This is a genomic window from Pseudomonas sp. NFACC45 (assembly GCF_900113505.1).
GTDB classification, from domain to species: domain Bacteria; phylum Pseudomonadota; class Gammaproteobacteria; order Pseudomonadales; family Pseudomonadaceae; genus Aquipseudomonas; species Aquipseudomonas tehranensis.
Map to the genome: position 1 here is coordinate 74,846 of NZ_FOPO01000016.1, position 26,449 is coordinate 101,294.

A 26,449-nucleotide genomic window follows, 5' to 3' on the forward strand; every position below is an offset into this window, starting at 1 on the left:
CAGATGCCAACGACCGTCCTCATTCGACGAAAGTTTCAGAGCGGCAAATTGACATGCGACAACCAAGGCTTTTACCCTAGCCGACAGCGCTTGTAAATTGGTCTTACCAATTATCCAAAATCGCTGACCAGTGCCTGACCAACAACAATTAGGGGCCCACCCACTATGCAAACCTGGCAACAGCTCTACAGCCCGCTCGGCAGCCTCGGCTTGTCCGCACTTGCGGCCGTCATTCCCATCGTATTTTTCTTCCTGGCCCTGGCGGTGTTTCGCCTCAAGGGACATGTGGCCGGCAGCATCACTCTGGCCCTGGCGATCGCCGTGGCGATCTTCGCGTTTCAAATGCCGGCGGACATGGCGTTCGCTGCAGCCGGTTATGGTTTTGCCTATGGCCTGTGGCCGATCGCCTGGATCATCGTCGCGGCAGTATTTCTCTACAAACTGACCGTCAAGAGCGGCCAGTTCGAAGTGATCCGCAGCTCGGTGCTGTCGATCACCGATGACCAGCGCCTTCAGGTGCTGTTGATCGGCTTTTGCTTCGGGGCATTTCTGGAAGGTGCCGCCGGCTTCGGCGCGCCGGTAGCGATTACTGCAGCACTGTTGGTCGGCCTGGGCTTCAACCCCCTGTACGCCGCCGGCCTGTGCCTGATCGCCAACACCGCCCCCGTGGCCTTCGGCGCCCTGGGCATTCCGATTATCGTGGCCGGTCAGGTCACCGGGATCGACGCGTTCAAGATCGGCGCCATGACGGGCCGTCAGTTGCCATTGTTGTCACTGTTCGTGCCGTTCTGGCTGGTGTTCATGATGGACGGTGTGCGCGGCGTACGGGAAACCTGGCCGGCAGCGCTGGTGGCAGGCTTGAGCTTCGCCATCACCCAATACTTCACCTCCAACTTCATCGGCCCGGAACTGCCGGACATCACCTCGGCCCTGGCCAGCCTGGTTTCCCTGACTCTGTTCCTGAAAGTCTGGCAGCCAAAACGCACTGCCGGCGCGCAGATTGCCGGCGCCACCTCCAGCGCAGCCATTACCGCCAGCGTCGGCGGTTTCGGCCAGCCGCGCAGCACCGTGGCGTCCCCTTACAGCCTGGGAGAAATCATCAAGGCCTGGTCGCCGTTCCTGATCCTCACCGTGCTGGTGACGATCTGGACGCTCAAACCGTTCAAGGCCATGTTCGCCCCGGGCGGATCGATGTATGGCTGGGTGTTCAATTTCGCCATCCCGCACCTGGATCAGATGGTGATCAAGGTCGCACCGATCGTGACCAATCCAACGGCCATCCCGGCGATCTTCAAACTTGATCCGATTTCCGCCACCGGCACAGCGATTTTCTTTTCGGCATTGATCTCGATGCTGGTGCTGAACATCAACCTTAGAACTGGTCTTACCACTTTAAAAGAAACCTTCTACGAGCTGCGGTGGCCTATCCTGTCCATTGGCATGGTGTTGGCGTTCGCATTCGTCACCAACTTCTCGGGCATGTCGTCCACCATGGCCCTGGTGTTGGCCGGCACAGGCGCGGCGTTCCCGTTCTTCTCGCCATTCCTGGGCTGGCTGGGGGTGTTCCTGACCGGGTCCGATACCTCGTCCAACGCGTTGTTCGGCTCGCTGCAAGCCACCACCGCGCACCAGATCGGCGTCAACGACACATTGCTGGTCGCCGCCAACACCAGCGGCGGCGTGACCGGCAAAATGATTTCGCCACAGTCCATTGCCGTGGCCTGCGCTGCGACCGGCCTGGTGGGCAAGGAGTCGGATCTGTTCCGCTTCACCCTGAAACACAGCCTATTCTTTGCAACGATCGTGGGCTTGATCACCTTGGCCCAGGCCTATTGGCTCACCGGCATGCTGGTGCACTAAGCACGACAGCTAACACCGAAAAAGAACGACGCCGAACCACGATTCGGCGTCTGCTATTGATAACCGGGTCTGCAAGGCTGCTGAAAGATTCCTTATCTATATTCAGCAGCCTCAGCGGACGGATAACCGGGACCACCCGGAGACACGCCTGATGAGCGAGCTTTTTTACAACGCCGTGCCGAATGCGACCCGTGTCGCCCCGCCATTGCCCGAGCCTCGGCAGTACCCCAGCAACAAGCCCGAACGGGTTTACCTGTTCGGAACCTGCGTGGTGGACCTGTTCTATCCCGAAGCCGGGATGGACGCGATTCATCTTTTGCAGCGCGAAGGGATCCAGGTGGACTACCCGCAAGGGCAGACCTGTTGCGGGCAACCGGCGTACACCTCCGGTTACACCGATCAGGCCCGGACGGTAGCCCGGGCGCAATTGGCGTTGTTTGCCGGGGATTATCCGGTGGTGGTGCCGTCGGGCTCCTGTGCCGGCATGCTGCGCGAGCATTACGCCGACCTGTTCAAGGACGAGCCCGATACGCTCAAACAGGTCCAGGCCCTGGCGGCCCGGACCTATGAGTTGGCCGAGTTCTTGTTATTTGTCTGCAAGGTGCAGTTTCAGGACAGTGGCGAGCCGGTGAAGATCGCGCTGCACACGTCCTGCTCGGCACGCCGGGAAATGAACACCCACCTGCATGGCCGTGCCTTGCTGGCGCAGTTGGACAACGTGGAGCGAGTCGAACACAGCCATGAAAGTGAATGCTGTGGGTTTGGTGGGACATTCAGCGTTCGCATGCCGGATATTTCCGGCGCGATGGTGGCCGACAAGACCCGCGCACTGAAGGAGTCCGGCGCGCACCAGGTCGTCAGTGCCGACTGTGGCTGCCTGATGAATATCAACGGCGCACTGGAGAAACAGCAAGAGGCGTTACGCGGCCAGCACCTGGCGAGCTTCCTCTGGCAGCGCACCGGAGGTGTCGCATGAGCACACCGACGCTGATTCCGACCGTTGAAGTGCCAATTGCGGCGCAGGAAGATTTTCGCGCCAGAGCCCATAAGGCGCTGGACGACACGCAACTGCGAAATAACTTTCGCACAGCGATGGATTCACTGATGACCAAGCGGGCAGCGTCCTTCAGCGATGCCCACGAAAGAGAACATCTGCGCGTGCTGGGCAATGCCGTCCGCGCTCGTGCGTTATCGAAGTTGCCCGACCTGCTCGAGCAGCTTGAAACCAACCTGACCCGCAACGGTGTGAAAGTACACTGGGCGGAAACGGTGGACGAAGCCAATGGCATCGTCCTCTCGATCATCCGCGCTCACGAGGCGCGGCAAGTGATCAAGGGCAAATCGATGGTCAGCGAAGAGATGGAGATGAACCATTTCCTCGAGGGTCGGGACATCGAATGTCTCGAGTCCGACATGGGGGAATACATCGTCCAGCTCGACCACGAGAAGCCTTCACACATCATTATGCCGGCGATCCACAAGAACGCCGGTCAGGTCGCGTCCTTGTTCCACGACAAACTTGGCGTGGAGTACACCAAGGACGTTGACCAACTCATTCAGATCGGTCGCAAGGTCTTGCGGCAGAAGTTCTTCGAGGCTGACATCGGCGTCTCCGGCGTCAACTTCGCCGTGGCAGAAACCGGCACACTGCTGCTGGTGGAAAACGAAGGCAACGGGCGGATGTCCACCACCGTGCCACCGGTCCACATTGCCGTGACCGGCATTGAAAAAGTCGTGGAGAACCTGCGGGACGTGGTGCCGCTGCTCTCGCTGCTGACCCGCTCGGCCCTCGGCCAGCCGATCACCACCTACGTCAACATGATCTCCGGCCCGCGCAAGGCCGAGGAGTTGGACGGCCCCCAGGAAGTCCACCTGGTGCTGCTGGACAATGGGCGCAGTCAGGCCTTTGCCGACAGCGAACTGCGCCAGACCCTGAACTGCATTCGTTGCGGCGCCTGCATGAATCATTGCCCGGTCTACACCCGAATCGGTGGTCATGCCTACGGCGAGGTTTACCCAGGGCCTATCGGAAAAATCATCACGCCGCACATGGTCGGCCTGGCCAAAGTGCCGGACCACCCAAGCGCCTCCTCGCTGTGCGGCGCTTGCGGCGAAGTGTGCCCGGTGAAGATTCCAATTCCGGCGCTGTTGCGGCGCCTGCGCGAAGAAAACGTCAAGGCACCGGACAGTCCGAACCCGGTGATGCGCGGCCAGGGCAGTAAGTATTCGCCCAAGGAGCGCTTCATCTGGAACGCCTGGGCCCGACTCAACAGTTCACCGCGCCTGTATCGGCTGTTCGCTTTCCTCGCCACGCGCCTGCGCGCCCTGATGCCCGCTAACGTCGGCCCCTGGACGCAAAACCACAGCGCCCCCAAACCCGCCGCCCGCTCATTGCATGACCTGGCCCGCGAACACCTGAACCAGCAGGGAGACCGTCGATGAGCGCCAAGGAAAACATCCTCGCCAAGCTGCGTAAAAGCCTGACCGGCACCACGCCAGTGGCCGACAACTTCGATGTCGAACTGGTGACGAAAATCTATCGCTACGCCCCCGAAGAGCGCATCGCTCAACTGCGCAAACTGATGGAAGCGGTGCACACTGAAATCCACCTGACGTCTGGCGAAGGTTGGCCTGCGCTGCTGGCTCAGTTGCTGCGCGACCGTCAATTGCCAAGCCTGCTCATCGCCCCGACGACGCCGCACGGGCAAAAAATCACACAGTTCTGGGCGAACAATCCCGGGCTGCCAACCCTCAAGGCTTACGACCGCCCGGTGGAGGAATGGAAAGCCGAGCTGTTCAACGACACCCCCGCCAGCCTGACCGCGACTCTGGGCGCCATTGCCGCGACCGGCAGCCTGATTCTCTGGCCGACGCGGGAAGAACCGCGGCTGATGAGCCTGGTTCCGCCAGTGCATTTCGCGTTGCTCAAGGCCAGCGAAATCCGCGACAACTTTTATGAAGTGCAGCAGGAGTTCGCCTGGGCCCAAGGCATGCCTACCAACGCATTGCTGGTGTCGGGCCCCTCCAAGACGGCCGACATCGAACAAGTGCTGGCCTATGGCGCCCATGGTCCGAAGGATCTGGTGGTTTTGATTCTGGAGGACCAATGACCCTCCCGGCCCCGTTCCTGCGCGATGTACAACAACTGATCCCGGCAAAAAGACGTTTCGACGACCCGCTGTCGACACTGGCCTTCGGCACCGATGCCAGTTTCTATCGGCTGGTTCCGAAACTGGTGATACGCGTCGAATCCGAAAACGAAGTGGTGGCACTGCTGCAACTGGCCCAACGCGACCAGGTTCCGGTCACGTTCCGCGCGGCCGGCACCAGCCTGTCCGGCCAAGCCATCAGCGATTCGGTGCTGATCGTGCTGGGGGATAACTGGAACGCTCGCGAGATTCGCCAAGAGGGCATGCAGATTCGCTTGCAGCCCGGCGTGATCGGCGCCCAGGCCAATGCCTGGCTGGCACCGTTCGGCCGCAAGATCGGCCCCGATCCGGCATCGATCAACGCCTGCAAAATCGGCGGCATCGTCGCCAACAATGCCAGCGGCATGTGCTGCGGCACAGCGCAAAACACCTATCACACCCTCGCCGGCATTCGCCTGGTACTGGCCGATGGCACCCGTGTGGACACAGAAGATGACGCCAGCGTGGCGGCCTTCCGTACAAGCCATGGCGAACTGCTGGAACGTCTGGCAACCCTTGGCCGCGAGACCCGCGCCAACACCGAATTGGCGGCTCGAATTCGCCACAAATACCGTCTGAAAAATACCACCGGCCTGTCGCTCAATGCCTTGGTGGATTATGACGAGCCTGTGGAGATCTTAAGCCACCTGTTGGTGGGTTCCGAAGGCACCCTCGGCTTCATCAGCGCGGTGACTTACAACACCGTCATCGATCACCCGAACAAAGCCTCGGCGCTGATCGTCTTCCCGGACGTGGAAACCTGCTGCAACGCCGTCACGGTGTTGAAAAGCCAACCGGTATCGGCGGTGGAACTGCTGGACCGGCGCAGCTTGCGTTCGGTGCAGGACAAACCGGGCATGCCGGATTTCGTACAGCATCTGTCGACAAATGCCTGCGCCCTGCTGATTGAATCCCGCGCGGCTTCGTCATCTTTGCTGCAAGAGCAACTGGCCCGGATCATGGCATCGCTGGCCGGTTTCCCTGTGGAAAAACAGGTCGACTTCACCGAAGACCCGCGAGAAAACGCCCGACTCTGGGCCATCCGCAAAGACACTTTTCCAGCAGTGGGCGCGGTCCGCAAAACCGGAACCACGGTGATCATCGAAGACGTGACCTTTCCGGTCGAGCAACTGGCCATTGGCGTGAACCGCCTGATCGAGCTATTCGACAAACATCACTACGACGAAGCGATTCTTTTCGGGCACGCGCTGGAAGGCAATCTGCACTTTGTCTTCACCCAAGGCTTCAACAACGCCGAAGAAGTCGCACGCTATCAGGCGTTCATGGATGACGTGGCGCAGTTGGTGGCGGTGGAGTTCGGCGGTTCGCTGAAGGCCGAACATGGCACCGGACGCAACATGGCGCCATTCGTCGAGCTGGAGTGGGGCAGCGACGCCTACCAGTTGATGTGGCAACTCAAACGCCTGCTCGACCCTAACGGCATCCTCAACCCGGACGTGGTGCTCAGCGAAGACCCACAAATCCACCTCAAGCACCTCAAGCCGCTGCCGGCGGCCGACGAGATAGTGGACAAGTGCATCGAATGCGGCTTCTGCGAGCCGGTCTGTCCGTCCAAAGACCTGACCCTGAGCCCGCGCCAGCGCATCGTGATCTGGCGCGACATCCAGGCGAAAAAGCGCGCAGGCATCGACACTTCAGAACTGGAAACGGCCTATCAATATCAGGGCATCGACACCTGCGCCGCCACCGGCTTATGCGCACAACGCTGCCCGGTCGGTATCAACACTGGCGAGCTGGTGAAAAAGCTTCGCGCGCGTACCGCCACACGTACGAAAACCGCCGACTGGCTTGCAAGCCATTTCGCCACTGCACTGCAAGGGGCACGCTTTACCCTGCACGTCGCCAACGGCGCCCGAATGCTGCTGGGCGCGCCGCGCCTGGCTCGCTTGTCAGCCGGCCTGACCCGCTTATCGAAGGGCCAAGTGCCTCAGTGGGACAACGCCATGCCTCAGCCGGAAAAAGCCATCCGCTTCATCCCGGCCGTGTCCGACGCCCGCCCGCGCGTGGTCTATCTGGCCGCCTGCGTGTCGCGGGCAATGGCTCCAGCGGCGGGTGATAAAGAACAGATGTCACTGTACGAAAAAACCCAACGACTGCTGGAAAAAGCCGGCTATCAGGTGGTCTTCCCAGACAACGTGGACAGCCTCTGCTGCGGCCAGCCTTTCGCCTCCAAAGGCTACGCGGAACAGGCCGAGCACAAGCGCCAGGAGCTGATCGGCGCCCTGCTCCACGCCAGCCGCGGCGGGATTGACCCGATTTACTGCGACACCAGCCCTTGCACGTTGCGGCTGGTCCAGGACCTGGGGCATGTTCGACTGGACCTGTACGATCCGGTGCGTTTCATTCGTACGCACTTGATGGACCGTCTCGAATTCACCCCGCAGGATGCACCGATTGCCGTACACGTCACTTGCAGTACCCAGCACCTGGGCGAGAGCCAGGCGCTGATCGACCTGGCGCGCAAATGCAGCAAGCAAGTCGTGATCCCCGAAGGCATCCATTGCTGTGGGTTTGCCGGCGACAAGGGGTTCACCACACCGGAGCTCAACGCGCACTCGCTGCGAACCCTCAAGGACGCGGTACAACATTGCAGCGAAGGCGTTTCCACCAGCCGCACCTGCGAGATCGGTCTGACGCGCCATGGCGAAATCGACTACCACGGCCTGGTGTATCTGGTAGACCGCGTCACCCGGCCCAAATCCGCCGACGGTGAAGGGTTCCCCATCGCACCCGAAGAAAAATCGAATTCCTGTGTGTCGCTGTAGTCACTTGAATAGGCCCGACGCCGTCGGGCCCTTCATTGACTCGGGTCCTGGCCGTGACCGTCCGCCAGCACCGAGACCAAACGTTCAAGGAGATACACATGAAGCGCACCGCATTTGCTGGCTTGTTCATTTCCGCGGCACTGTTGGCCTCTCCGGTGTTTGCAGCGGAAACAACCCTTTGCGATACCAATCTGCAAAAAATTGACAACAACATGACCACCGCTCAAAAAATGAGCGAAGGCTTGAAGACCGAGGTTACCGCGACAGTGGGTCAAGCCAAGGCCGAGCAGGCGACAGGCACCGAGAAAGGCATCGAAAATTGCATCTCGCTGACCAACCAGGTCCTGCAAAAACTGGAGAACAACGATAAAGGCGATCAGCAGTAACCTCGCGGCCGGCCAACCTTCGGGTTGGCCTTCGACGAGGATTGGCGTACACTGCACAGGCTTGTCGCTCCAGCTGATTCACGGAGCTACAGGCTCGGGGCCGTTTAGGATTCGACGCCGGTTGCGAAACTTTAGGTGCATGCCGAGTTGGTAACAGAACTCGTAAATCCACTGTTGCAACTTCCTATAGTTGCCAATGACGAAACCTACGGGGAATACGCTCTCGCTGCGTAAGCAGCCTTAGCCCTTCCCTTCTGGTACCTTCGGGTCCAGCAATCACCAGGGGATGTCCGTAAACCCAAAGTGATTGTCATATAGAACGGAATCGCCGTGCAGTACGTTGTGGACGAATCGGCTAAAACTTACACAACTCGCCCAAAGCACCCTGCCCGTCGGGTCGCTGAGGGTTAACTTAATAGACACGGCTAAGCATGTAGTACCGACAGCGGAGTACTGGCGGACGGGGGTTCAAATCCCCCCGGCTCCACCACTTCATCATCTAAAGACGTCCACGGACGTCTTTTTTTGTGCCTGAAACCCAGTAAATACGGGGGTTTCAGCGCCATCGGGCTCCATAGCACTTCACGCAGATCCATTTTGAAATGTATTCCAAGACGTATTCCAAGCCTGCAGCTGGTAAATTTTGGAATACACAAACAGCGTTGGAGTACCCATGGGAGCCCAAGCCACACGCCTTTCAGACCTGAAAATCAAAGCCGCCAAACCTAAAGCCAAGGACTACATACTGACCGATGGCAACGGCCTCCAGCTGCGAGTCCGAACCAATGGTTCAAGGCTATGGAATTTCAACTACGTCCATCCCGTGACGAAAAAACGGATCAACATGGGACTGGGCACATTCCCTGAGCTCAGCCTGACTCAAGCGCGAAAACGCACCGTTGAGGCCAGGGAATTGGTCGCCCAGGGACTGGACCCGAAAGAGCAGCGCGATGCCGATCGCCAAGCGAAAAAAGCCGCGACAGAGCACACCTTTCAAAACGTGGCGACGGCCTGGTTTGAGCTGAAGAAAGACTCCGTGACAACCGCCTACGCTGAGGACATTTGGCGCTCGCTCACGCTGCACATCTTCCCGGATTTACACGCGACCCCAATTTCCGAAATCAGCGCTCCCCAGGTCATCAAGTTGCTTAAGCCACTTGAGACCAAAGGAAGCTTGGAAACGGTCAAGCGCCTGACCCAACGCCTCAACGAAATCATGACTTACGGGGTGAACTACGGACTTATTCATGCCAACCCCCTGAGCGGAATTCGTTCAGTCTTCAAAAAACCAAAGAAGAAAAACATGCCGGCATTGCCCCCCGATGAGCTCAATGAACTCATGGTGGCAATTGCCAACGCCAGCATCAAAAGAACCACCCGCTGCCTCATCGAGTGGCAACTCCACACGATGACTCGGCCAGCAGAAGCTGCGACCACCCGATGGGCTGACATTGACTTCAAGAAGAAGATCTGGACGATTCCACCGGAGCGCATGAAGAAACGTCGCACACACATCATCCCGCTCACGGATCAGGCCTTGGCACTCCTGGAAGCCATCAAGCCCTACAGCGGACACAGGGAGTACGTGTTTCCCGCCGACCGTAATCCTCGCACCCATTGCAACAGCCAGACCGCGAACATGGCGTTGAAACGGATGGGCTTCGAAGGGCGTCTGGTCAGTCATGGAATGCGCTCGATGGCGAGCACCATCCTCAATGAAAAGGGTTGGGACCCAGAGCTGATCGAAGTTGCGCTTGCCCACGTCGATAAGGACGAGGTACGTAGCGCCTATAACCGAGCGGACTACATTGAGCGCAGACGGCCGATGATGCAGTGGTGGAGTGAACACATCCAGGGAGCATCTACCGGCAATCTCTCGGTATCAGCAACCATCGAAAGCAGCGATCGGAAAGTCGTCGCCATACGCTGATGAAGGACTGCCATCGGCTGATACGGAACAGCGATAAAGCCGGTGGTGATGCAAATCGTATTGTCGACTTACATGCAGGTTGATCCGCGATGAGATGCAGAGGAACGGGCCGTCGTGGCCCATACCTTGGAGTCATCTCATGGCAGACCTACGCACTCACCAGAACTCACAAGACCAAGATGCTCTGAGCGCTACCTTGACGGCGCTCATGCTCGATCGGCGTCTTACCCCGTTGGAGCGCAATGGCTGGCAGGTCCTGCGCATGCTTCGCACCACTGATGGCCTCAGTCCGCTAGTGAATATGGGGCAGCTGCGCCGCTATCTCACGTGTACTCCCTGTGGGCAGCGAGCTGGCGCTGCCACCGCTTGGCGCGCTTTAGCGGTACTGCGGCTTACAGGATGGATCAGCTTCGTAAGGCAACATTGCGATCTCCTGACTGGCAATGTTCAAAGCGTGCTGTATCGGGTCAATGAGCGCGCCCTAAGCTTCCATGAAGCCTGTGCGCTCGACGACAGCCTGGAGGAGCTTATGGCTACCTGCATCGGCCATGAAAACAAACAAATCAAGCATCTTGCCGAGCACGTTCTGGCGACTTTTGAGCAGACGCCTGAACATCCCCCCATTGCCATTCGGGAGCAACGGAACAAAGACGATGAACCACCGCCCTCCGCGCCATCGCGAAAGCGTTCTAGGTTCAACCGAACATCCGCACCTACTGCTTCCGTAAACAGATCGACCGTTACACAGCAGACCAAACAGACCCGACAGATACCTCAAGAGCAACACCGTACGTATAAGACGTATTTATACAAAAAAGAACGTACGTACCGCGCGCATACGCGTGAGGCAAGCGATTCATCGTCACTCCCCCTGACCTTGCCGCCATGCCTGGTCAGCGCTAAAGCAGATCAGCAAAGAGACGTGCTGATGGCTTTGAAACGGTTGCCCTCACACCATCGCCAGGACGTGCTGGACGAACTACAGGCACGCAGCCAAAGCGGCACAGTACGCAATGTCGTCGCCTATTTCTTCGCCCTAGCGAAGCGTGTGTTGGCCGGCGAGTTTCACTTGTGGGCCGGCCGCAAAAAACAGAATCAAGCTGGCGACCCAGTTGCAATGCCGCCCGCACCCCGCGTTCGCACAGAAGCGCTCAAGAAGCCACCAGAGCGCTCGGCATGGCGCGAAATTGGCCGGCCACACATTGCCAACATGCGAGAAATCCTGGCCGGTCCTAGGGGCGCTGGAGACTTGGCGGCACAGGTGATGAAAGACAAAGGGTGGCAGGCGTGCCCTGCATAGGGCGGACGTTCAACGCCTGTAAACTCATGAATGTCCGGTGCTATTACCCAACATCTGGTAACACTCGATAGCCGGTTTGTGAATTGACAGAAAATGTCCGTGGGAGCACTTTCACGACTGCATATCAGCCGTCAGGATCATCAAGACGGCGCTGCGGTTTTCCGCAGGATCCGCCCAATGACCGCATCACTTCCGGCAGCGCGGACAGTCGACTTGAGTGTCGAAGGAAGCAAGCTATCCCATCCCACCCACGACGGGCCTCCCCCGTCCTGGGGCAGGCCTTTCTTTGTTTTTGGAGGCCTAAATGAAAATTCGACTAGCAATGTATGAAGCACTGAAAGCGATTAACGTGCCTGAGCCGAAAATTGAATCAGTAATCCAAGCCATGGAGACTGCTCTGCATCCATCTCCTGCATTTAAGCCCGATTCCGACATGACACAGTTTCGGGCAACGTTATCTCAGCTTGAGGTGAGTCTTACTATGAATATTGGCGTTATGCTTTTCCTCGCGGTGGCGATTCTCTTCGCCGCGGTCGCGTTTATTCATTAACCAGACCACCTTTTCCATTGGTACTAGGAGCCATCTGCTCTAGGGCAGATGGCTTTTTCTTGTGTCCCGGTAATAGTTCGCGCCAATCGTTATTTAAATCACTAAATCAATAATTTTTTTGCCATAAATTTGACAGAAAAATATGTCGCTTTTCCGGCACCTGATTGATTGCGACTTTAGCCACCGCAGAGCCTACACCGGCCAGCCAGATCAATTTGTAACAATAAGTTTCAAGTGAAATCTGGTAACCCCTTGAAGCACGCGGTCTGTGCATCCGTACAGTTAAAAAATTGGATCCAAATTCAATTTAGGCGCGAGCTATTCGCATGGCAACCGCTTGCAGCCACCGCGCTTTTTGAATATGTTGTAGTGGCCACTTGGAAGAGGCGCTATATGTTGTGTTTTTCGGTGACTTAGAAACGGATTTTTCTGTGGAGGATAGGAGAGTGCGGATAGCCAAATGGCGATCCTGCCCATAGCGCCAGCGAATTAATCGATGGGGCGATGGGCGTTGAGGATGCTCGTTCAGTATACCGATCCGGTGCTCAGCCGGTCGGTGACTAAATTCTCCCCCCCGACTCTCACGAAGTCCGCACTAAGCACATATTGAGTAAATACAGCTCGCCAAAGGAAGTTTCATTCGTGCTCCGCCTTTATTTGAAGGACGGTGTTTTATACATAAATTTTTCTTCTGCGCATGGAAAATGGTGCCCAGCTTTTTCTGAGATGCTGTTTTGCAGATAGCGCAAGGAGGTACGAGTGCCAGCTAAATTTTCTTTCTTCCAAGTAGATAACGGGGATATGACTCTGGTGCGCTTGGCAGATTTCAACGTAACAACCATCCTGATTGATTGCCATGTTCGGGCGAAGGCTGATGAGCCGAATGATGATACCCCCGATGTGGCTCGCGCGCTGCGCGAGCGGGTGATGTACGACACTAATAATCGTCCTTTCGTCGATGCATTCATGTTGAGCCATCCAGACAAGGATCACTGTAGTGGTCTGAGCAAGCATTTTTGGCTGGGCCCGCCTGACCAATACCCGGATGACAAACTGGATCGCTGGGAAAAGCGGATCATCATCCGTGAACTCTGGTCGTCGCCTCTGGTCTTCAGGCGGCGGTCGAAAAACCACACCCTTTGCGATGATGCGAGTGCCTTTAACAAAGAGGCGCGTCGGCGCGTTCAGTACTGGCGTGATCACCGCTGGGCGTCCAGCGGCAATCGCATCAAGATCATGGGCGAGGACATCGAAGGCAAGACCGATGACCTACGCTCGATCCTGGTCAAGTCAGGCGAATGGTTCAGCGCAATCGATGGTGCTACATCGTCGATGTTCCGGGCCCAGCTTCTGGCTCCGGCACCTCATGAGGATGACGCTGAACTTGAAGAAGATCTGACCAAGAACGAGTCCAGTATCGTCATGAACTTGGAAATCACGCCATCTGTCTTTAGCAGCAAGCGTACCCGGTTCCTGGTAGGTGGCGATGCCGAGGTTCTGATCTGGGAGCGGATGTGGAAACGTTTCGAGAACGACCCACAGACCCTCGCTTATGATTTGCTGCTCGCACCGCACCACTGCTCATGGCACACCCTGTCGTGGGATAGCTGGTCGGGCAAAGGCGAGAACGCCAAGGTTTCAGAGGCTGCACGTAATGCCCTGGGCCAGGCAAAGAAGTCAGCAACGATTATCTCCAGTAGCAAGAAAATCGTCGACGACTTCAACGACCCACCCTGCATCCGCGCCAAACGTGAGTACAAGGCGATATTGCGGAATGTCGATGGTTGGTTTGCCTGCACGGAAGAGAACGGTTCTAAGGGTGTGCTTGAACTGGAGTCAGCATCTGACGGTTCAGTGATCAAAGCGGCGGTAGCGGTTGCCGCCGCTGCCACGTCCGCTGCAGCAGCCGCTGCACCTCGCGCAGGTGTCCTTAATAAATGACCAGTTTCTACGTGGTGGGGGAGCCAATGGGCGAGCAGCCCGAACCTATTCATGCCTGCACCCAAGCATTGGTAAAGGCATGCAAAAGGTTCTCGGGCGTCGAGTTCCTGGAGCTTCGGCAGGAAAACGAAGCCGGCGGAGTAACGGAGTACGTCGTGATCGAGGCGGGCGACGGGACTATCGTTGGCGAGAACCCAGGGGGAGTCCATCGCGTAGAGACGTTGGCAATTGCCGTCAATCCACGCCTTCGTGTCCCGGTGACGGCGCATGCACTGCGCGAGGATTTTCCCGCGTTGTCGCACCTCCACCGCTCGGAGCCGGGTATGCCCAAGATCCTCTGCCTTTACGACGTAGATTGGAGCGGCGTCGAGAGAATCTGGACAGCTGAACGTTTCCTGGAGCGGCTGTTCTGGTGGTTACGCGAGTCATCGGAGCTCCGTCTGCACCGCGACGATCAGCCGCTGGAGCAGATGTTTTATGAAAGCCCTTTCCAGCTCATCCTGCCCGCACTGGATCCCACGCAGTTGGCTAACGGTGAGTGCAAGCTGCGCGTCGAGATGACCGATAGCATCGGGAAAATCACGCTACGTGCGGTTGTCGATTCCGACGCATCAACCAAAAAAGCCGGTTACCAGTTACTCAATATCATGGTAAAGCCTGTCGAACCCACCTCGGTAGTCATGTTCCCGGCCAACCTGGGTGAATTGCATGATCAGTTGGTTGAGTGGGGCAGTGAGCTGTCTAAGCATCTCGCTGACACTGTGCACGAGGCAGCATCCAGTGGGCTCCGTAAATCTGACCAGAGCGATAAACAAGGGATTTTGATCCTGGCCTGGGTACCCAGGCTTCGCAATGGCGAAGTGGATCGAACGGATGTCAAAGGCTACATGCTGGAGATCAATCTGTTTGATCTGGCAGCCTCATTCGAGATGCTGGCACCGCCAACCGCCCAGGGTGTTTATTATCCAGCTCTGCAGCTTGGAGGTTACACAGGAGAGACCTGGAAAGGCCTTGGCGTTCGACCGGTTGAGGTGCGGGGCTCCTTGAACGCGGAGTTTGCCAGAGACCTGTCTGCAGTCGACCCCACTACTGCGACATTCAAGGGCGTGCTGGCTGGAACAGGAGCACTCGGTGGCATGCTCGCAGACATCTGGACTCGCTTGGCCTGGGGGAACTGGACGTTTGTAGACCCGGATTTGCTGCTACCGCATAACGTGGCTAGGCACGTCGCTTGCGACGACTATGTTGGCTTTCGGAAAGCGGATGTGCTCCAAGAGATGATGCGACACATCTATCCAGGGGAGCCGGTTCCATGCGCTATCTCCAAAGGCATTCTGGCCGATGATGCACGCATCCACGAAGCCATCGAGCACGCCGACCTGTTGATAGACGCAACGACGACGCTGGCTGCGCCCCGTGACTTGGCACTACGGGATCAGGCGCCTCGGATCGCGAGCGTTTTCCTTACCCCGTCCGGGATGTCCAACGTCATCTTGCTCGAAGACTCGGCGCGGCTGCAGCGTGTCGATGCCCTGGAGGGCCAGTACTATCGGGCCATATTGAGCAGCGCTTGGGGAGAGACCCATCTCGTAGATCATCTGGGCAATCGGTGGGTGGGCGGCGGCTGTCGAGATGTCTCGTTCCGCATGTCCAATGAGAACATCCATGTCCATGCAGGTTTGATTTCCCGGCGGTTGCGCAAGGTGGTCACCGGTACCGAAGCTAAGATCCTAATTTCAACCTTGGATGACGAATCAGGCTGCGTCGAATCCCACGAGGCGCAGGTTCACCCAGTCACTTGCGCGAAGGTTGGCGAATGGTCGGTGAAGTACGACGGTGGCCTCATCGCAAAGATCAAAGCACAGAGGCTTTCGGCTCTCCCCCACGAAACCGGAGGCTCAATTCTCGGCATCACTGATTTGAAAAGTAAGAGCATCGTCCTCGTGGATACCATGCCACCGCCACAGGACAGCGAGTCGAGCCCCACCCACTTTATCCGGGGTAAAGAAGGGCAATTGGAAGCGCTCAAGAAAGTGCATGACCTCACCGCAGGCATCGTCGACTACGTAGGGGATTGGCATTCGCATCCCAATAGTTGCTCAGTTATGCCCAGTGCCGACGATCACATCTTGTTTACCTCCTTGGTAAGCAGGATGAGGGTGGAAGGTCTGCCAGCGGTGATGCTGATCGTTTCGGATACGGACTTGGGTGTCTATGTCACCTAAAAAGCTCTAGGTAATAGTTTAAATATAAGCCTCCCTCTTTTGAGTAGTGGGAGGCGGCGCTACACGAGATGTGTTCGATATTTCATACAAGCTTCACCTTTCCGGTGAATGGCTATTTGTGCCAGACCGGCAAGAGGGTTACTTATTCATTTAATAGGGGGTCGTATGCCGGTAATAAAAAGCCTTTCGGTCGGCACGGGTGACATGTTCTATATCGTACATGCTAGTGACAATTTCACCATGATTGACTGCAACCTCAAGGCGGATAACACAGACGAAATTATCGCGGAACTCAAGGAGGTATCCCGAACCAAAGGGATGAGCCGGTTCATCTGCACCCATCCTGACGAGGATCATTTCCGAGGCATCGAACTGCTAGACAGAGCACTTCCGATCCACAATTTCTATTGTGTGAAAAATGACGCACAGAAAGAACAGTTGACGGATTCATTTTTACACTATCAATCTTTACGTGACGGGGACAAGGCTTTTTATCTAGAAAAAGGCGTGCGACGTCGCTGGCTGAACGAACGCGACGACAGCCGTCCAGCCGCCGGTATCCAAGTCCTCTGGCCGAATGTGTCAAACCCCAACTTCATAGAAGCGCTGCGCAGGTGCGACGCGGGAGAGAGCCCAAATAACGTCTCGTGTGTTCTCCGATATTCTATCAAGGATGGCGCAAGTTTCATGTGGCTCGGGGATCTTGAAACTGAGTTTATGGAGAGCATCGTCGATGATATCGAACTTGAGAAAACCACTGTTGTTTTCGCTTCGCATCACGGTCGCAAATCCGGCAAGATTCCAAATTCTTGGCTGAAGAAGCTCGACCCTCAAATAATCGTCATTGGTGAAGCACCTAGCCGTGTTATGCACTACTACACGGGCTACGACACAATCACTCAAAACAGTGCCGGCCATATCACCATGGATTGCAAGGATGGCTATGTGCATTTCTATGCCTCCAAGGAATCGTACACCCACGACTTGTTGAATAACGAAGGTGAAAGTCGCTTCCCTGGCTACATTGGCTCACTTGAAGTAGAGACGGAATACACTCTCTGAGAGGTTGCTATGGATTTTAGCAAAGTTTTTGATCCGTATAAGTACAAGGCGAGGGTAAAGCCTGCTTTGTTGTTGGTTTTGCCAGTCGTCATTTATGTAATGACCTTCTTCGAGGCGGCCCGATCTTGGGGCGGGGTGCTATCAACCTTTCTGGTGTCGTTCGGGGTGATCGCGTTCGCGGCCAGCCAAATGTCCAGCAAAGGAAATAAGCTTCAGGACAAGCTATTCAAAACGTGGGGTGGTGCACCGACCACGATAGTTCTCAGGCATTCCGATGACACCGTGGAGCGGCCCACGAAAAAGCGCTACATGCAGCGCTTGGCAGATCTCATCAAAGACTTTGTCATTATCACTGAAGCGGAGGAAAAGGCTGACCCGAAAGCCGCAGATGAGATGTATCGGTCGGCCACCAATTTCCTTCGCGAGAAAACGCGGGACACGACCAAGTATTCTATGATCTTCAACGAGAACGTTGAGTACGGATTTGCACGCAATCTTACGGCGTGTAAGCCCTTCGGAATCGCGCTAACCCTGACCTGTCTTGTGCTGTGCTTGGTAGGCCTCTATCACTCCTTGGGGGTGCCCTTGCAGGAGTTGAGCCTGGCTGTTTTGGCGAAACATCCGATCCTGCTCGCAGCCATGGGGGTTGAGCTGATCATCTTGCTGTGCTGGATCTTCTTGGTGAACCACGATTGGGTTCGCGTTCGTGGCTTTGCTTATGCCAAGCGTTTGTTCGCAAGCTGCGAAGAGGTCAGCTAAGCGCAGATCAAGGCGGCTCCTACCCCGGCCATGAGCCGGGGCTTTCTCTACTCATCTTCGTTACGGTGGGAAACTTTGGGGCAGTCATCTCATAGATTTTGCCAAGCTCCTGAATCGCCCCGAATTCTCTACGCACCTTACAAGTTTATTTGGACTGCCCCGGTTCCTCCCGAGAGTAAACTCAAGTTCGCGCCCGGGATTAGTTGACCGCTACACTTACACGACTACGCAATCGAAGCCATTCAACGTCGGATGTGCGACCGTAGGCGCCGGGCGTAGTCACGAGCGGGTGATGTCAAACACCTTGCACAGCCAATCAATCGGCTCAAGGGCGCTCAATTGGTCAATCAGCGCGAATGCTCGTGATCTTCCGACATCAAGAGCGCGGTGGCCTTTTTTAATATTGATTTCTCTCGCTCAAGACGAGCAATTCGGGCTTCCAGTTTCTGAATTTTTTGCTGTCCCGGAGTCAATGCCTTGCTCTGGGGGGTGATACCTTTATGTCCTTGCTGAATCTGGTCAACCCAGCAGCGCAATGCCGACTAACCAATGCAGAGTAAACGGCTGGCTTCGATGTAGCTGTAGTTTTGTTTGAGCACGAGGTCAGCAGCCTCGTGCTTGAATTCAGGAGTAAAGGAGCGGCGTTGTTGGGTCATCTGACACCTCGATCTGGCGAGCATTCTCGCCTAAAAGGCGTGTCCGGTTTCATTAGACCACTACATTATGAACGGGATCATAAATGCCGTGGTTGAAGTAGGCATGACTAACGACATGCCTCAACCCGCTTTCTCTCTTTACCGAGCATTCGATCAAGATGAATGGTTCCGCAGTAACGCCCCACCGGAGACTGACCCCAAGTGAGAAATACACGAAGCCGGTGGTCGAGGAAATAATGCGTACCCTTAGAGACTAGCTTTCACAGATCGAGAGGTTTTCGCTTTTCGGCTGGAAGGTAGTGGATCGAATGCCGCTTTTGGCCGATAGCGGGCTGCGGTTGAACTTGCACAAGAGCGAGTTTTCCTACGAGAAGGTCTCTGATACCCGTATCACAGCCTTTAGGGGCAGATCAAAGTTACGAAGGTTCGCTAACCGCTTCGGGTATCGGCTTGGGATAAATAAACGCTTTGGTTGAATACGACTTTATAGAGTCGTCGTAATGCAACGTCTCAAGCCCCAGCGCGTGCAGTTCCTGCTTGAGTCGCTCCATCTGTAGTCGACTTTCTAGACCTTTCCAGCTACGATTTTCAGAAACCATTGCATAGAAACTGACCGTGATACAGTAGTTTAGAATAGCGATCAGCTCATGGTAGTTACCTGCCAATCGGACATACTGCTCTCGTTTCCCTCCGGGAAATATTGCCTTGAACGTCGTGCGTTTGTTCTGCGGATCTATTACATAGTCGGTAACGCTCAGTTTCGCGCACAGGTCATTTACTGATTTTATCAGTTCAAGGTATGTTCCGCTTTCATTGAACCTTGGCTCTCTGGAGGTACGGTCTTTCAAAGGCTCGAAGTTCGGTATGAGTTGCGCCAGGTCATCTAGTATTGACTCTACCTGCCACATAACCTGCCTCATCACCAGCTCATCTGCTTCCTGCGCACCTGTTTCGTGGGTGGAGTTACAGAAAACTACCGAATGGAATGCTTGGTTTATCTGAATTTTGAGGGACACTTGATGCGCCAGTTCGATCGTCCCTAGGGATGCAATGTACTCAACTATTCCTTTACGCTGTGCATGAAAGGCATCCAGTCTGTTCTTCATGTCAGTCGCCTCTATCTGCGCCGCCGTCTGCTGTGTGCTGTGCAACCTGCTGATGAAAACACCGACGGGAATCGTCAACGAAAGCAATGCGAGAGGAAACTTGCTGATGTCGATAAATTTATCGAATCCTTCTGGTGTAAACGACAATGTATAGGGCGCCCAACACAAGTACCCCGCAGCCAGGAAATACACGAAGATCATGGTCAGCCAAAAGCGCAACGGCCATTGGGAAGCCAGCCCTCGGCGAGGATCAAGGTGAAAGGCAAAGTTATAGAAGGTGGCACGTTTATCCGTTGAAATCCCACTGGCGCAGGCAAAGAAGAGCAAGATGCAGGCAATAGGTGAAATCGCCAGAATCAAATTGATGAGGTGTAGCGCATCCTTTGCTTCTTGAGTCATTTGGAACCCCTTTGTTGAGCGGGCAATTTTGCCATAATTGCGTTAGCACAGCGGTGTCAGAATTTGAACACGTGACGAGCCCGCTCGCACTGGTCATGAAATACAACTCTCACTGAGCTGTTCATCGAATTTGAGAGGCCCCTTTGACCGAAATTAGGCGTTGGACCATGTCCGCTTCTCGGCCGTTTTCTGCTTTTGGCAAAAGGCAGATACAGATTGCTGCTCAACGCATTGGATCGTAACCGAGCTATTGCATCTGCTAATTATCAGTCGCTTCAGACCTCCGACAGAAAGCTCTCGCCCATGCCTGCGAGCCACTGGCGTCGGCTAATGCATACATCGGATCTGGTAGATCAGTTGGAGGGTAGCAGTCGCAATACCCTGCAGGGCATTGCGCAGGTCACCAAGCTGTGCGAGTTGGCGCTGAACCGGGCGCTGGACCAACTGGACCCGACATAGTCGATACGGCTCGGTAACGAGCGACATACTGTGCCACTCACATGGCGTGCATGGACGATGTAGTTCCCTCCTCCGCTTTTTACACAAGCTCCCTGCGCAGGCGTGGCATGGGGACCATGCCGCACCTGCGCAGGGAGCCGACAAGGCCGAAGGCCGCGTCAGTGCCAAAGGCAATGGGTAAATATGCACCTGCCGCAGAACACATCTCTGCCCGGAAGCACGCAAGTCATGAACTGGGCCGTCACTGCAAGCCGCAGTGACGGCCCATCCGACGCTCCAACATCACGGGCGAATCCTGAACCCTAAAGAATGTGGCATACATGATGATGCCCCCTTACATTAGCCAAGCAAAACCTAAGACGACAGGTTCGAACGTCGTCATCCCAACAGCGCAAGACTCCTGCAAGCGCTGATCCAGCAGGATGGAGTTAGCCAGGTAAGCAAGGCTCCAACAGCATACCGACCCATACTAATGGGCGGAGCCACTTTTGTTCTATCGGATTTATTCCGTGATGCGCCGCTACTGCAGCGTCCTAGGCAGCGGGCCTATGCGCAATGCCGACTGCTTCCACTTGACAATCCCATCCATTTCCTTGGAGTACTCATCAACACTAAAAACCAGCTCATCCCGCTCCATCTCCGTCCGATCTTCCAGCAGGAAGCAAGACGGACGTCTCAGTCGAGACATCGGTGTTTTCTGAACACCATGCCCCTACCCTTCGGGGATCTCGCCTAGCGAGTTGGCACCAACACTTACCAATGATTTTCAGGACAGGACAACGACACAAATCAAAGTCTGTGAGCGTGAACGGTATATGGACGATTTGACCTACACCCTGCGGCAACTTTGCCGGCGCAATCGCGATGGCAGTCACAACACTCAGGCCGACCGCATCCGCTCATTGGGGCTGATCGCCCGCCAACTGCGCGAGTCTGGTTTCCGGCAGATGAAAGCCTCCTCACTCAAAGGCAAACACGTACTAGCACTGCTGGATCGTTGGAAAGGCGAAGGCCTGTCACCTGGCACTATCAAAAATCGGCTTGCGCACCTTCGATGGTGGGCTGAAAAAATCGGCAAGGCTGGCATTCTCCCTGCGGACAACGCGCAACTGGGTGTGGCCGACCGGCGCTTCGTCACTAACGTCAGCAAAGCCCAGGAACTGGGAACGGACCTTGGCAAGATCACCGATGCCCATGTACACATGAGCCTCCAGCTTCAGTCGGCGTTTGGACTACGCCGTGAGGAAGCGATCAAATTTAAGACCAAGTATGCGGATCAAGGAGATCACATTCTCCTCAAGGGCTCATGGACAAAGGGTGGGCGTGATCGCTCTGTGCCGATCACTACTTCGCTACAGCGCGAGGTGCTGAACTCGGCACATCAACTAGCGGGAGCCGGATCACTAATCCCGGCTCAGAAAACGTATATCCAACAGAGAAACACCTACGATGGTCAGTGCAAGGCAGCAGGCCTGAGCCACATGCATGGCCTACGTCATCATTATGCACAAAGCCGTTACTTAGCTTTGACAGGGTGGAAGGCACCGGCGGCAGGAGGAATCTCTTTTAGGGAATTGACCCCAGTGCAGCGTTCTCAAGACCGTATTGCTCGACAAATTATCAGCCGTGAACTCGGGCATGAGAGAACACAAATTACTGCGACCTACCTCGGACGATAGTTCAAGGCTTTCGACGTCAATGAGCCGTAAGAGTGCGCCTCCGCGCCTCGTTGGCGCCTCGACTTGACCAAGCGTATTTCCAGCCAATACGGATATGCGTAGTGACGCATTTAATCTTTCTACGCTTGCCGGTTGCGTGTCCTATGGACACGAGGCATCGAATGCCTGCTCGGCGAGTATTCCCGGCTTCGGTCACCTGAACAACCCTGCAAGCTTGGATAACTGAGGGCGTCGCAAGAAGCCGCCCGCTGCCCCTAGGGGATGCCAACTAATCCGGCTCGCCCGCCTCATGCTTTGCCCACTGACAGGTCTGTATCGGCGCTTCGAAGCCAAGCACTCATCCATGTTCATGCGTGCTGCCTCATGTCGTCGCCAAGCAAATACCTCCCTTCCCTCTCGACAGGAGCAATTATGTTCTCACTGTTCCATCGCAAGCTTCGGCGTGCACTCGACCCCACGGCTGCAGCTAGCCCAACATCACCCGCCGGCCTGACCACTCCCCAATCTGCGGAATCACTCTTGGCCACTCCCCGCAGACAAAAATTGCTGAGGCAGATCTGGCAGTGCACCGCCATGTCCCGCCCTCAATTCGATGAACTTTATCTCTCCCCAATTAGACGATACGCCGAACTGGTTCAACTTTTCCCAGCATCCGAAAATCAGCACCACGCTTACTCCGGTGGGATGCTGGACCATGGCCTGGAAGTAGTTACGTACGCTCTAAAAATTCGCCGATCACGATTACTGCCCCCAGGAGCTCCACCAGAAGTTCAGATCATCCAAACGGAAGCGTGGAATGCCGCACTGGCATACGCCATCCTGAGTGAAAACCTTGGCAAGATTGCGATTGATCTCCAAGTCGAATATTTGGATGGCTGCGCCTGGCACCCATGGCACGGACCGCTAACTCGACCTTACCGAGTTCGATACCGAAAAGACCTCGATTATCGACTGCGTGGCCCCGCATCCAGCCTGATGATCCACCAGCTATTAAGCAGCGAAATCCTGGACTGGCTTTCCGCTTTCCCTGAACTGTGGGCCTCGCTCATGGCCCGCTGGTCTGGCCATAGCGAACATACCGGCGCACTCGGCGCGATCATTATTCAAGCCGAACAAGCTTTAGTAGCCGAAGCCCCTGCACAGACCACCGCGGCAGCTGAGAGCCATAAGCCAGCGACCATCGCCAAACCATCAGATCCATTAATGCCAGATACACCATCAACCGACTATTTCGACTCATTAACGAATCAAATCGGCGAGCCTCCCAAGTGGCCTGAAGATTCCGACTCCGTACCTATCACCGAATCTGCCTCCTCAGCAGAGGAAGCGCCTGTGTCAGAAAAGCATGCGAAGCCAAGCGGCGAACACTTCATGGAGTGGCTGATCGAAGGCGTACGCACTCACGAGATCATCATGAATGACGATCAAGCGCTGGTGCATTCCGTCGAAGACTCGCTCTTCTTGGTCACTCCCGGGATATTCCAACGTTACGCGAAAGCATTCCCTCATCCCGCCTCAATCTCGAAAAGACAGGGGCAGCCTGACTGGGAATGGGTTCAAAAGCGCTTTGGAAAAATGAAACTGCACCGCATACAAGCGAACGGTCGTTGCATCTGGACATATGAGCTCAGCGGTGCACGCAAAACACGTTTTTTACACGGCTATCTCTTGAAAAAGCACCATGGCTTGATAAGCGACTCGTCTCTCAACAATCCGAATCTGAAGGTGGTGACGCCAGGCAGCGAGAAGCCTCACACAACATTAGGAAACACTCGATAACCGGTTTCCTGATTGACAGCAAACGCCCTCAGCGGCATTTTTGCTATGCATCTCGCTGATTCGTTCAGCACCAGCCGCCAGGATCTTCAAGACGGCGCTGCGGTTCTCCGCAGGATCCTTCATATGACCGCATAGCTTCCGGCAGCGCGGCCAGTCGACTTGAATGTCGATGGAAGCATGACTTTCCCACCCACGACGGGCCTTTCCCGTCGTGGGGAAGGCCTTTTTTTGTTTCAGGAGGCCTTAATGAAAATGGAACTGGCGATGTATCAGGCACTGCGCGCAATCGACGTGCCTGAGCTCAAAGCTGAAGCTGTTATCCAAGCATTGGAATCTGACATGCTCACACTACTCGCTACGAAGAGTGATCTCACAAACCTTGACCAGCGGTTGACTGCCGAGATCAGTAGAACAACTGCTGAAATCGGCAAGGCGACTGCTGAGATCGCCAATACTAATCATCGGCTGACTGCAGAGATCGCTAAATCTGATCTCAAGTTGTCCATTCGTATGGCTTCCATGCTCGCCGTGACGATCGGAATCTTGATCGGAGCGATGAAAGTCTTCTTATAGTTTTCCTCTGCGATTACTGGAACCATCAAGACCACCTGTCATTCGATAGGTGGTTTTTTTGCGGCTTTTTCAGCGATATATGGGCACGTGTGGTGAAACGGCGGCAACATCAAACAGGGACGGGCCAGGTTAAAGGGAGGAAGTCAGGCCTGGCGCCCCTAATGATTTCTCACAATAGCCGCTCCACCGACCGAAGTCGGCCAAAAGCAGACGCTCAAAAGCATCTACGAAAGCAGGAACAGTTCCGGGGGATATTTCTCTATGTACGCTACTTATATCGCGTAGGAGTTGGCTGAATCGCGGTGCGGAGAGATTCCCTCAAACTGGTAGGTTGCACGCATATGTGGCTTCCTCATATTCACTGTTTGCTTTCGCTCGGTTTACTTCCCAAGGCAAAGCAGGTTGAGAGCGATATTTTTTGTATTTGCCCTTGGCGAACATGTAGGTCTGAAGCTCCTTGAAACGTCGGGTTCTTCCGGATACCTCATAGGTGATTAGGAAAGCTATCAGCGGCTTATCCGCGGTCTGCCAGTGGTTGCAGATGTGCTCGATCGTGGCCTTGAGGTCGGTGACCCTGCTATAGCCGATGAAGGTCTGAAAGACTGCGCCATCTGTTTTATGAAGCAGCTTAGAAAACTCATTGATATCGGTGTGCGCTCGCTTCCACTCCCACTCCACAAACGAAAGCGTATTTTGGTCGTTATAGCGGATTACTGCATCAGTGCGCCCTCCCTGCTCAAACAGGGCTCTAGCGCCAAGAAGCGTGGCGCACTGACGCACGACCAATCCAAGATGGATCGTCCAGTCGGTGCGCCCCGCTACCGCATGCGCCTCGGACACCGGGAAATCCCGGTACCACAGACAATTAAACAACGTGATGAAATCCCGTTCGACGCGCTTCATATGTTCCCTTAGTGTTTCGGATAGCTCACCGTTTTTTCGGCTGAGCTGGTTGAAAATTGAGCGTGGCTCTCCAGGCGAGTGTAATGATCACCAGACCATGCCACCCAGGAATTCCGATCCAGTGCAGGGCTAGCTCTAGGGCGGTTGATCCATTTCGTTTGCTCCAAAAACGACGAAGCCCGCACTAGGCGGGCTTTCGTTCGTCTTCATCAGTTGGGATTATCTAGCCCTAACGTGAGCTGCAGTTGATCCTGCAAATGGGCCACACGATATTCAAGCTTCCGCTTTTTCATACGCCACTCCAGGAGCCCCCTTCCATGCTCGCTTGCCTCACGCCGGCTTTCATCCAGCACCTTGCAGGCAGCGTCGAAGCGACTTTTCATTGAAACGGTCTCTCGTAAGATTCTGTTGATGGCCAGGTCACACCAGCGGGCAAGCTTTCGATCCAGCTCACTCACAAATTCCATCGCCACCTTCGGGTGCAGCCAGATATCGCCAGCCTGGCCGCCATGGATCTGGATGAGATCCTCAGGCCCCTCGACACCAAATGCAGCAGCCGCATCGGTTAGGTACTGCTGTGTCTCTATTGATCCCAGCCAGTCATTCACTGAAGCTGAGTAAAGCTTTGCTACGTGACTAGCGTTCAACCAGCCGTTCACGCTGAAAGCGATGGTCTTGCTTTGATACTCAACCTGGATCGAATTTTTCATATCGGGATCTCCACCCATTTTCGATAGGCGTGCGTAGGCCTCACGAGGAAACTCTCGTGACCTAAGCCATGTGCACGTAAATTTAGGGACAAAACTGCCGCTGGAACGCGGCGAGAGGAAAATCCAAGACACAAAAAAACCGGCTAAAGAGCCGGCCTCTATGTCTTGCTGATGCAGATACCACATCATAGGGTTTAT

Annotated in this window: 19 protein-coding genes, 1 other RNA gene and 2 pseudogenes; 18 read left to right on the forward strand and 4 right to left on the reverse strand. The window is 55.6% G+C overall.

All coding sequences use genetic code 11. From position 1 onward, the window contains the following. Nucleotides 1-165 precede the first annotated feature (165 nt). The 14 genes from BM132_RS25875 to BM132_RS25940 all read left to right on the forward strand — a co-directional run bounded on the left by BM132_RS25875 (nucleotide 166) and on the right by BM132_RS25940 (nucleotide 17,987). Nucleotides 166-1,860, forward strand: coding sequence for a lactate permease LctP family transporter (locus BM132_RS25875; protein ID WP_092459612.1), 1,695 nt, complete (start codon nucleotides 166-168; stop codon nucleotides 1,858-1,860). 151 nt (nucleotides 1,861-2,011) lie between these two features. Beyond that, nucleotides 2,012-2,836 carry a (Fe-S)-binding protein gene (locus BM132_RS25880; RefSeq protein WP_092459614.1) on the forward strand — a complete coding sequence of 275 codons (825 nt, stop codon included), beginning with the start codon at nucleotides 2,012-2,014 and terminating at the stop codon, nucleotides 2,834-2,836. After that, nucleotides 2,833-4,302 (forward strand): LutB/LldF family L-lactate oxidation iron-sulfur protein, encoded by a 1,470-nt coding sequence (locus tag BM132_RS25885; protein ID WP_092459616.1) that lies wholly within the window; start codon nucleotides 2,833-2,835, stop codon nucleotides 4,300-4,302. Before BM132_RS25880 ends, BM132_RS25885 begins: the two co-directional genes overlap by 4 nt. Beyond that, nucleotides 4,299-4,970, forward strand: coding sequence for a LutC/YkgG family protein (locus tag BM132_RS25890; RefSeq protein ID WP_092459618.1), 672 nt, complete (start codon nucleotides 4,299-4,301; stop codon nucleotides 4,968-4,970). Before BM132_RS25885 ends, BM132_RS25890 begins: the two co-directional genes overlap by 4 nt. After that, nucleotides 4,967-7,834, forward strand: coding sequence for an FAD-binding and (Fe-S)-binding domain-containing protein (locus BM132_RS25895; protein ID WP_092459620.1), 2,868 nt, complete (start codon nucleotides 4,967-4,969; stop codon nucleotides 7,832-7,834). The genes BM132_RS25890 and BM132_RS25895 overlap by 4 nt, the downstream gene beginning before the upstream one ends. A gap of 98 nt (nucleotides 7,835-7,932) precedes the next feature. Continuing rightward, on the forward strand, nucleotides 7,933-8,220 hold the full coding sequence (locus tag BM132_RS25900) for a hypothetical protein (RefSeq protein WP_092459622.1): 288 nt from the start codon (nucleotides 7,933-7,935) through the stop codon (nucleotides 8,218-8,220). Between the two features lie 96 nt (nucleotides 8,221-8,316). Beyond that, nucleotides 8,317-8,710, forward strand: a transfer-messenger RNA (tmRNA) gene (ssrA, locus tag BM132_RS25905). Between the two features lie 183 nt (nucleotides 8,711-8,893). Further along, nucleotides 8,894-10,150, forward strand: coding sequence for an integrase domain-containing protein (locus tag BM132_RS25910; RefSeq protein ID WP_092459624.1), 1,257 nt, complete (start codon nucleotides 8,894-8,896; stop codon nucleotides 10,148-10,150). A 139-nt stretch (nucleotides 10,151-10,289) separates the two neighbouring features. After that, the gene (locus tag BM132_RS25915) at nucleotides 10,290-11,450 is read left to right on the forward strand and encodes an STY4528 family pathogenicity island replication protein (protein ID WP_092459626.1); all 1,161 of its coding nucleotides are present in this window, start codon (nucleotides 10,290-10,292) and stop codon (nucleotides 11,448-11,450) included. A 304-nt stretch (nucleotides 11,451-11,754) separates the two neighbouring features. Further along, the gene (locus tag BM132_RS25920; protein ID WP_092459628.1) at nucleotides 11,755-12,000 is read left to right on the forward strand and encodes a hypothetical protein; all 246 of its coding nucleotides are present in this window, start codon (nucleotides 11,755-11,757) and stop codon (nucleotides 11,998-12,000) included. A gap of 759 nt (nucleotides 12,001-12,759) precedes the next feature. Beyond that, nucleotides 12,760-13,941, forward strand: a complete 1,182-nt coding sequence (locus tag BM132_RS25925) for a ComEC/Rec2 family competence protein (RefSeq protein WP_092459630.1) — start codon at nucleotides 12,760-12,762, stop codon at nucleotides 13,939-13,941. Continuing rightward, the gene (locus BM132_RS25930; RefSeq protein WP_092459632.1) at nucleotides 13,938-16,166 is read left to right on the forward strand and encodes a Mov34/MPN/PAD-1 family protein; all 2,229 of its coding nucleotides are present in this window, start codon (nucleotides 13,938-13,940) and stop codon (nucleotides 16,164-16,166) included. Before BM132_RS25925 ends, BM132_RS25930 begins: the two co-directional genes overlap by 4 nt. 165 nt (nucleotides 16,167-16,331) lie before the next feature. Continuing rightward, a complete protein-coding gene (locus BM132_RS25935) occupies nucleotides 16,332-17,228 on the forward strand; it encodes a ComEC/Rec2 family competence protein (protein WP_092459634.1) in 897 nt (298 codons plus the stop codon). A gap of 9 nt (nucleotides 17,229-17,237) precedes the next feature. Beyond that, nucleotides 17,238-17,987, forward strand: a complete 750-nt coding sequence (locus tag BM132_RS25940; protein WP_092459636.1) for a hypothetical protein — start codon at nucleotides 17,238-17,240, stop codon at nucleotides 17,985-17,987. 214 nt (nucleotides 17,988-18,201) lie between these two features. Here the strand turns inward: BM132_RS25940 and BM132_RS28770 are convergent. Together BM132_RS28770 and BM132_RS25945 are read right to left on the reverse strand one after the other, a co-directional pair. Beyond that, nucleotides 18,202-18,643 (reverse strand): annotated as a pseudogene (locus BM132_RS28770) (transposase); the annotation flags it as partial. A gap of 416 nt (nucleotides 18,644-19,059) precedes the next feature. Next, on the reverse strand, nucleotides 19,060-20,148 hold the full coding sequence (locus BM132_RS25945; RefSeq protein WP_092459638.1) for a hypothetical protein: 1,089 nt from the start codon (nucleotides 20,146-20,148) through the stop codon (nucleotides 19,060-19,062). Between the two features lie 296 nt (nucleotides 20,149-20,444). Between BM132_RS25945 and BM132_RS28775 the strand changes: the two are divergent. The 4 genes and pseudogenes from BM132_RS28775 to BM132_RS25960 all read left to right on the forward strand — a co-directional run. Then, a pseudogene (locus tag BM132_RS28775) lies at nucleotides 20,445-20,607 on the forward strand (DUF6124 family protein); the annotation flags it as partial. 815 nt (nucleotides 20,608-21,422) lie between these two features. Beyond that, nucleotides 21,423-22,286 (forward strand): integrase domain-containing protein, encoded by an 864-nt coding sequence (locus tag BM132_RS25950; protein WP_092459640.1) that lies wholly within the window; start codon nucleotides 21,423-21,425, stop codon nucleotides 22,284-22,286. 411 nt (nucleotides 22,287-22,697) lie between these two features. Then, entirely contained in the window at nucleotides 22,698-24,065 is a 1,368-nt protein-coding gene (mobH, locus tag BM132_RS25955) for a MobH family relaxase (RefSeq protein ID WP_092459642.1), read from the forward strand. 246 nt (nucleotides 24,066-24,311) lie between these two features. Beyond that, complete coding sequence (locus BM132_RS25960) at nucleotides 24,312-24,638, forward strand: hypothetical protein (RefSeq protein WP_092459644.1); 327 nt, start codon at nucleotides 24,312-24,314, stop codon at nucleotides 24,636-24,638. 318 nt (nucleotides 24,639-24,956) lie between these two features. Here BM132_RS25960 and BM132_RS25965 read toward each other — a convergent pair whose 3' ends face one another. Both BM132_RS25965 and BM132_RS25970 read right to left on the reverse strand, forming a co-directional pair. After that, a complete protein-coding gene (locus tag BM132_RS25965; protein WP_177218219.1) occupies nucleotides 24,957-25,541 on the reverse strand; it encodes a hypothetical protein in 585 nt (194 codons plus the stop codon). A 209-nt stretch (nucleotides 25,542-25,750) separates the two neighbouring features. Further along, nucleotides 25,751-26,251, reverse strand: coding sequence for a KilA-N domain-containing protein (locus BM132_RS25970; RefSeq protein ID WP_177218220.1), 501 nt, complete (start codon nucleotides 26,249-26,251; stop codon nucleotides 25,751-25,753). Nucleotides 26,252-26,449 lie beyond the last annotated feature (198 nt).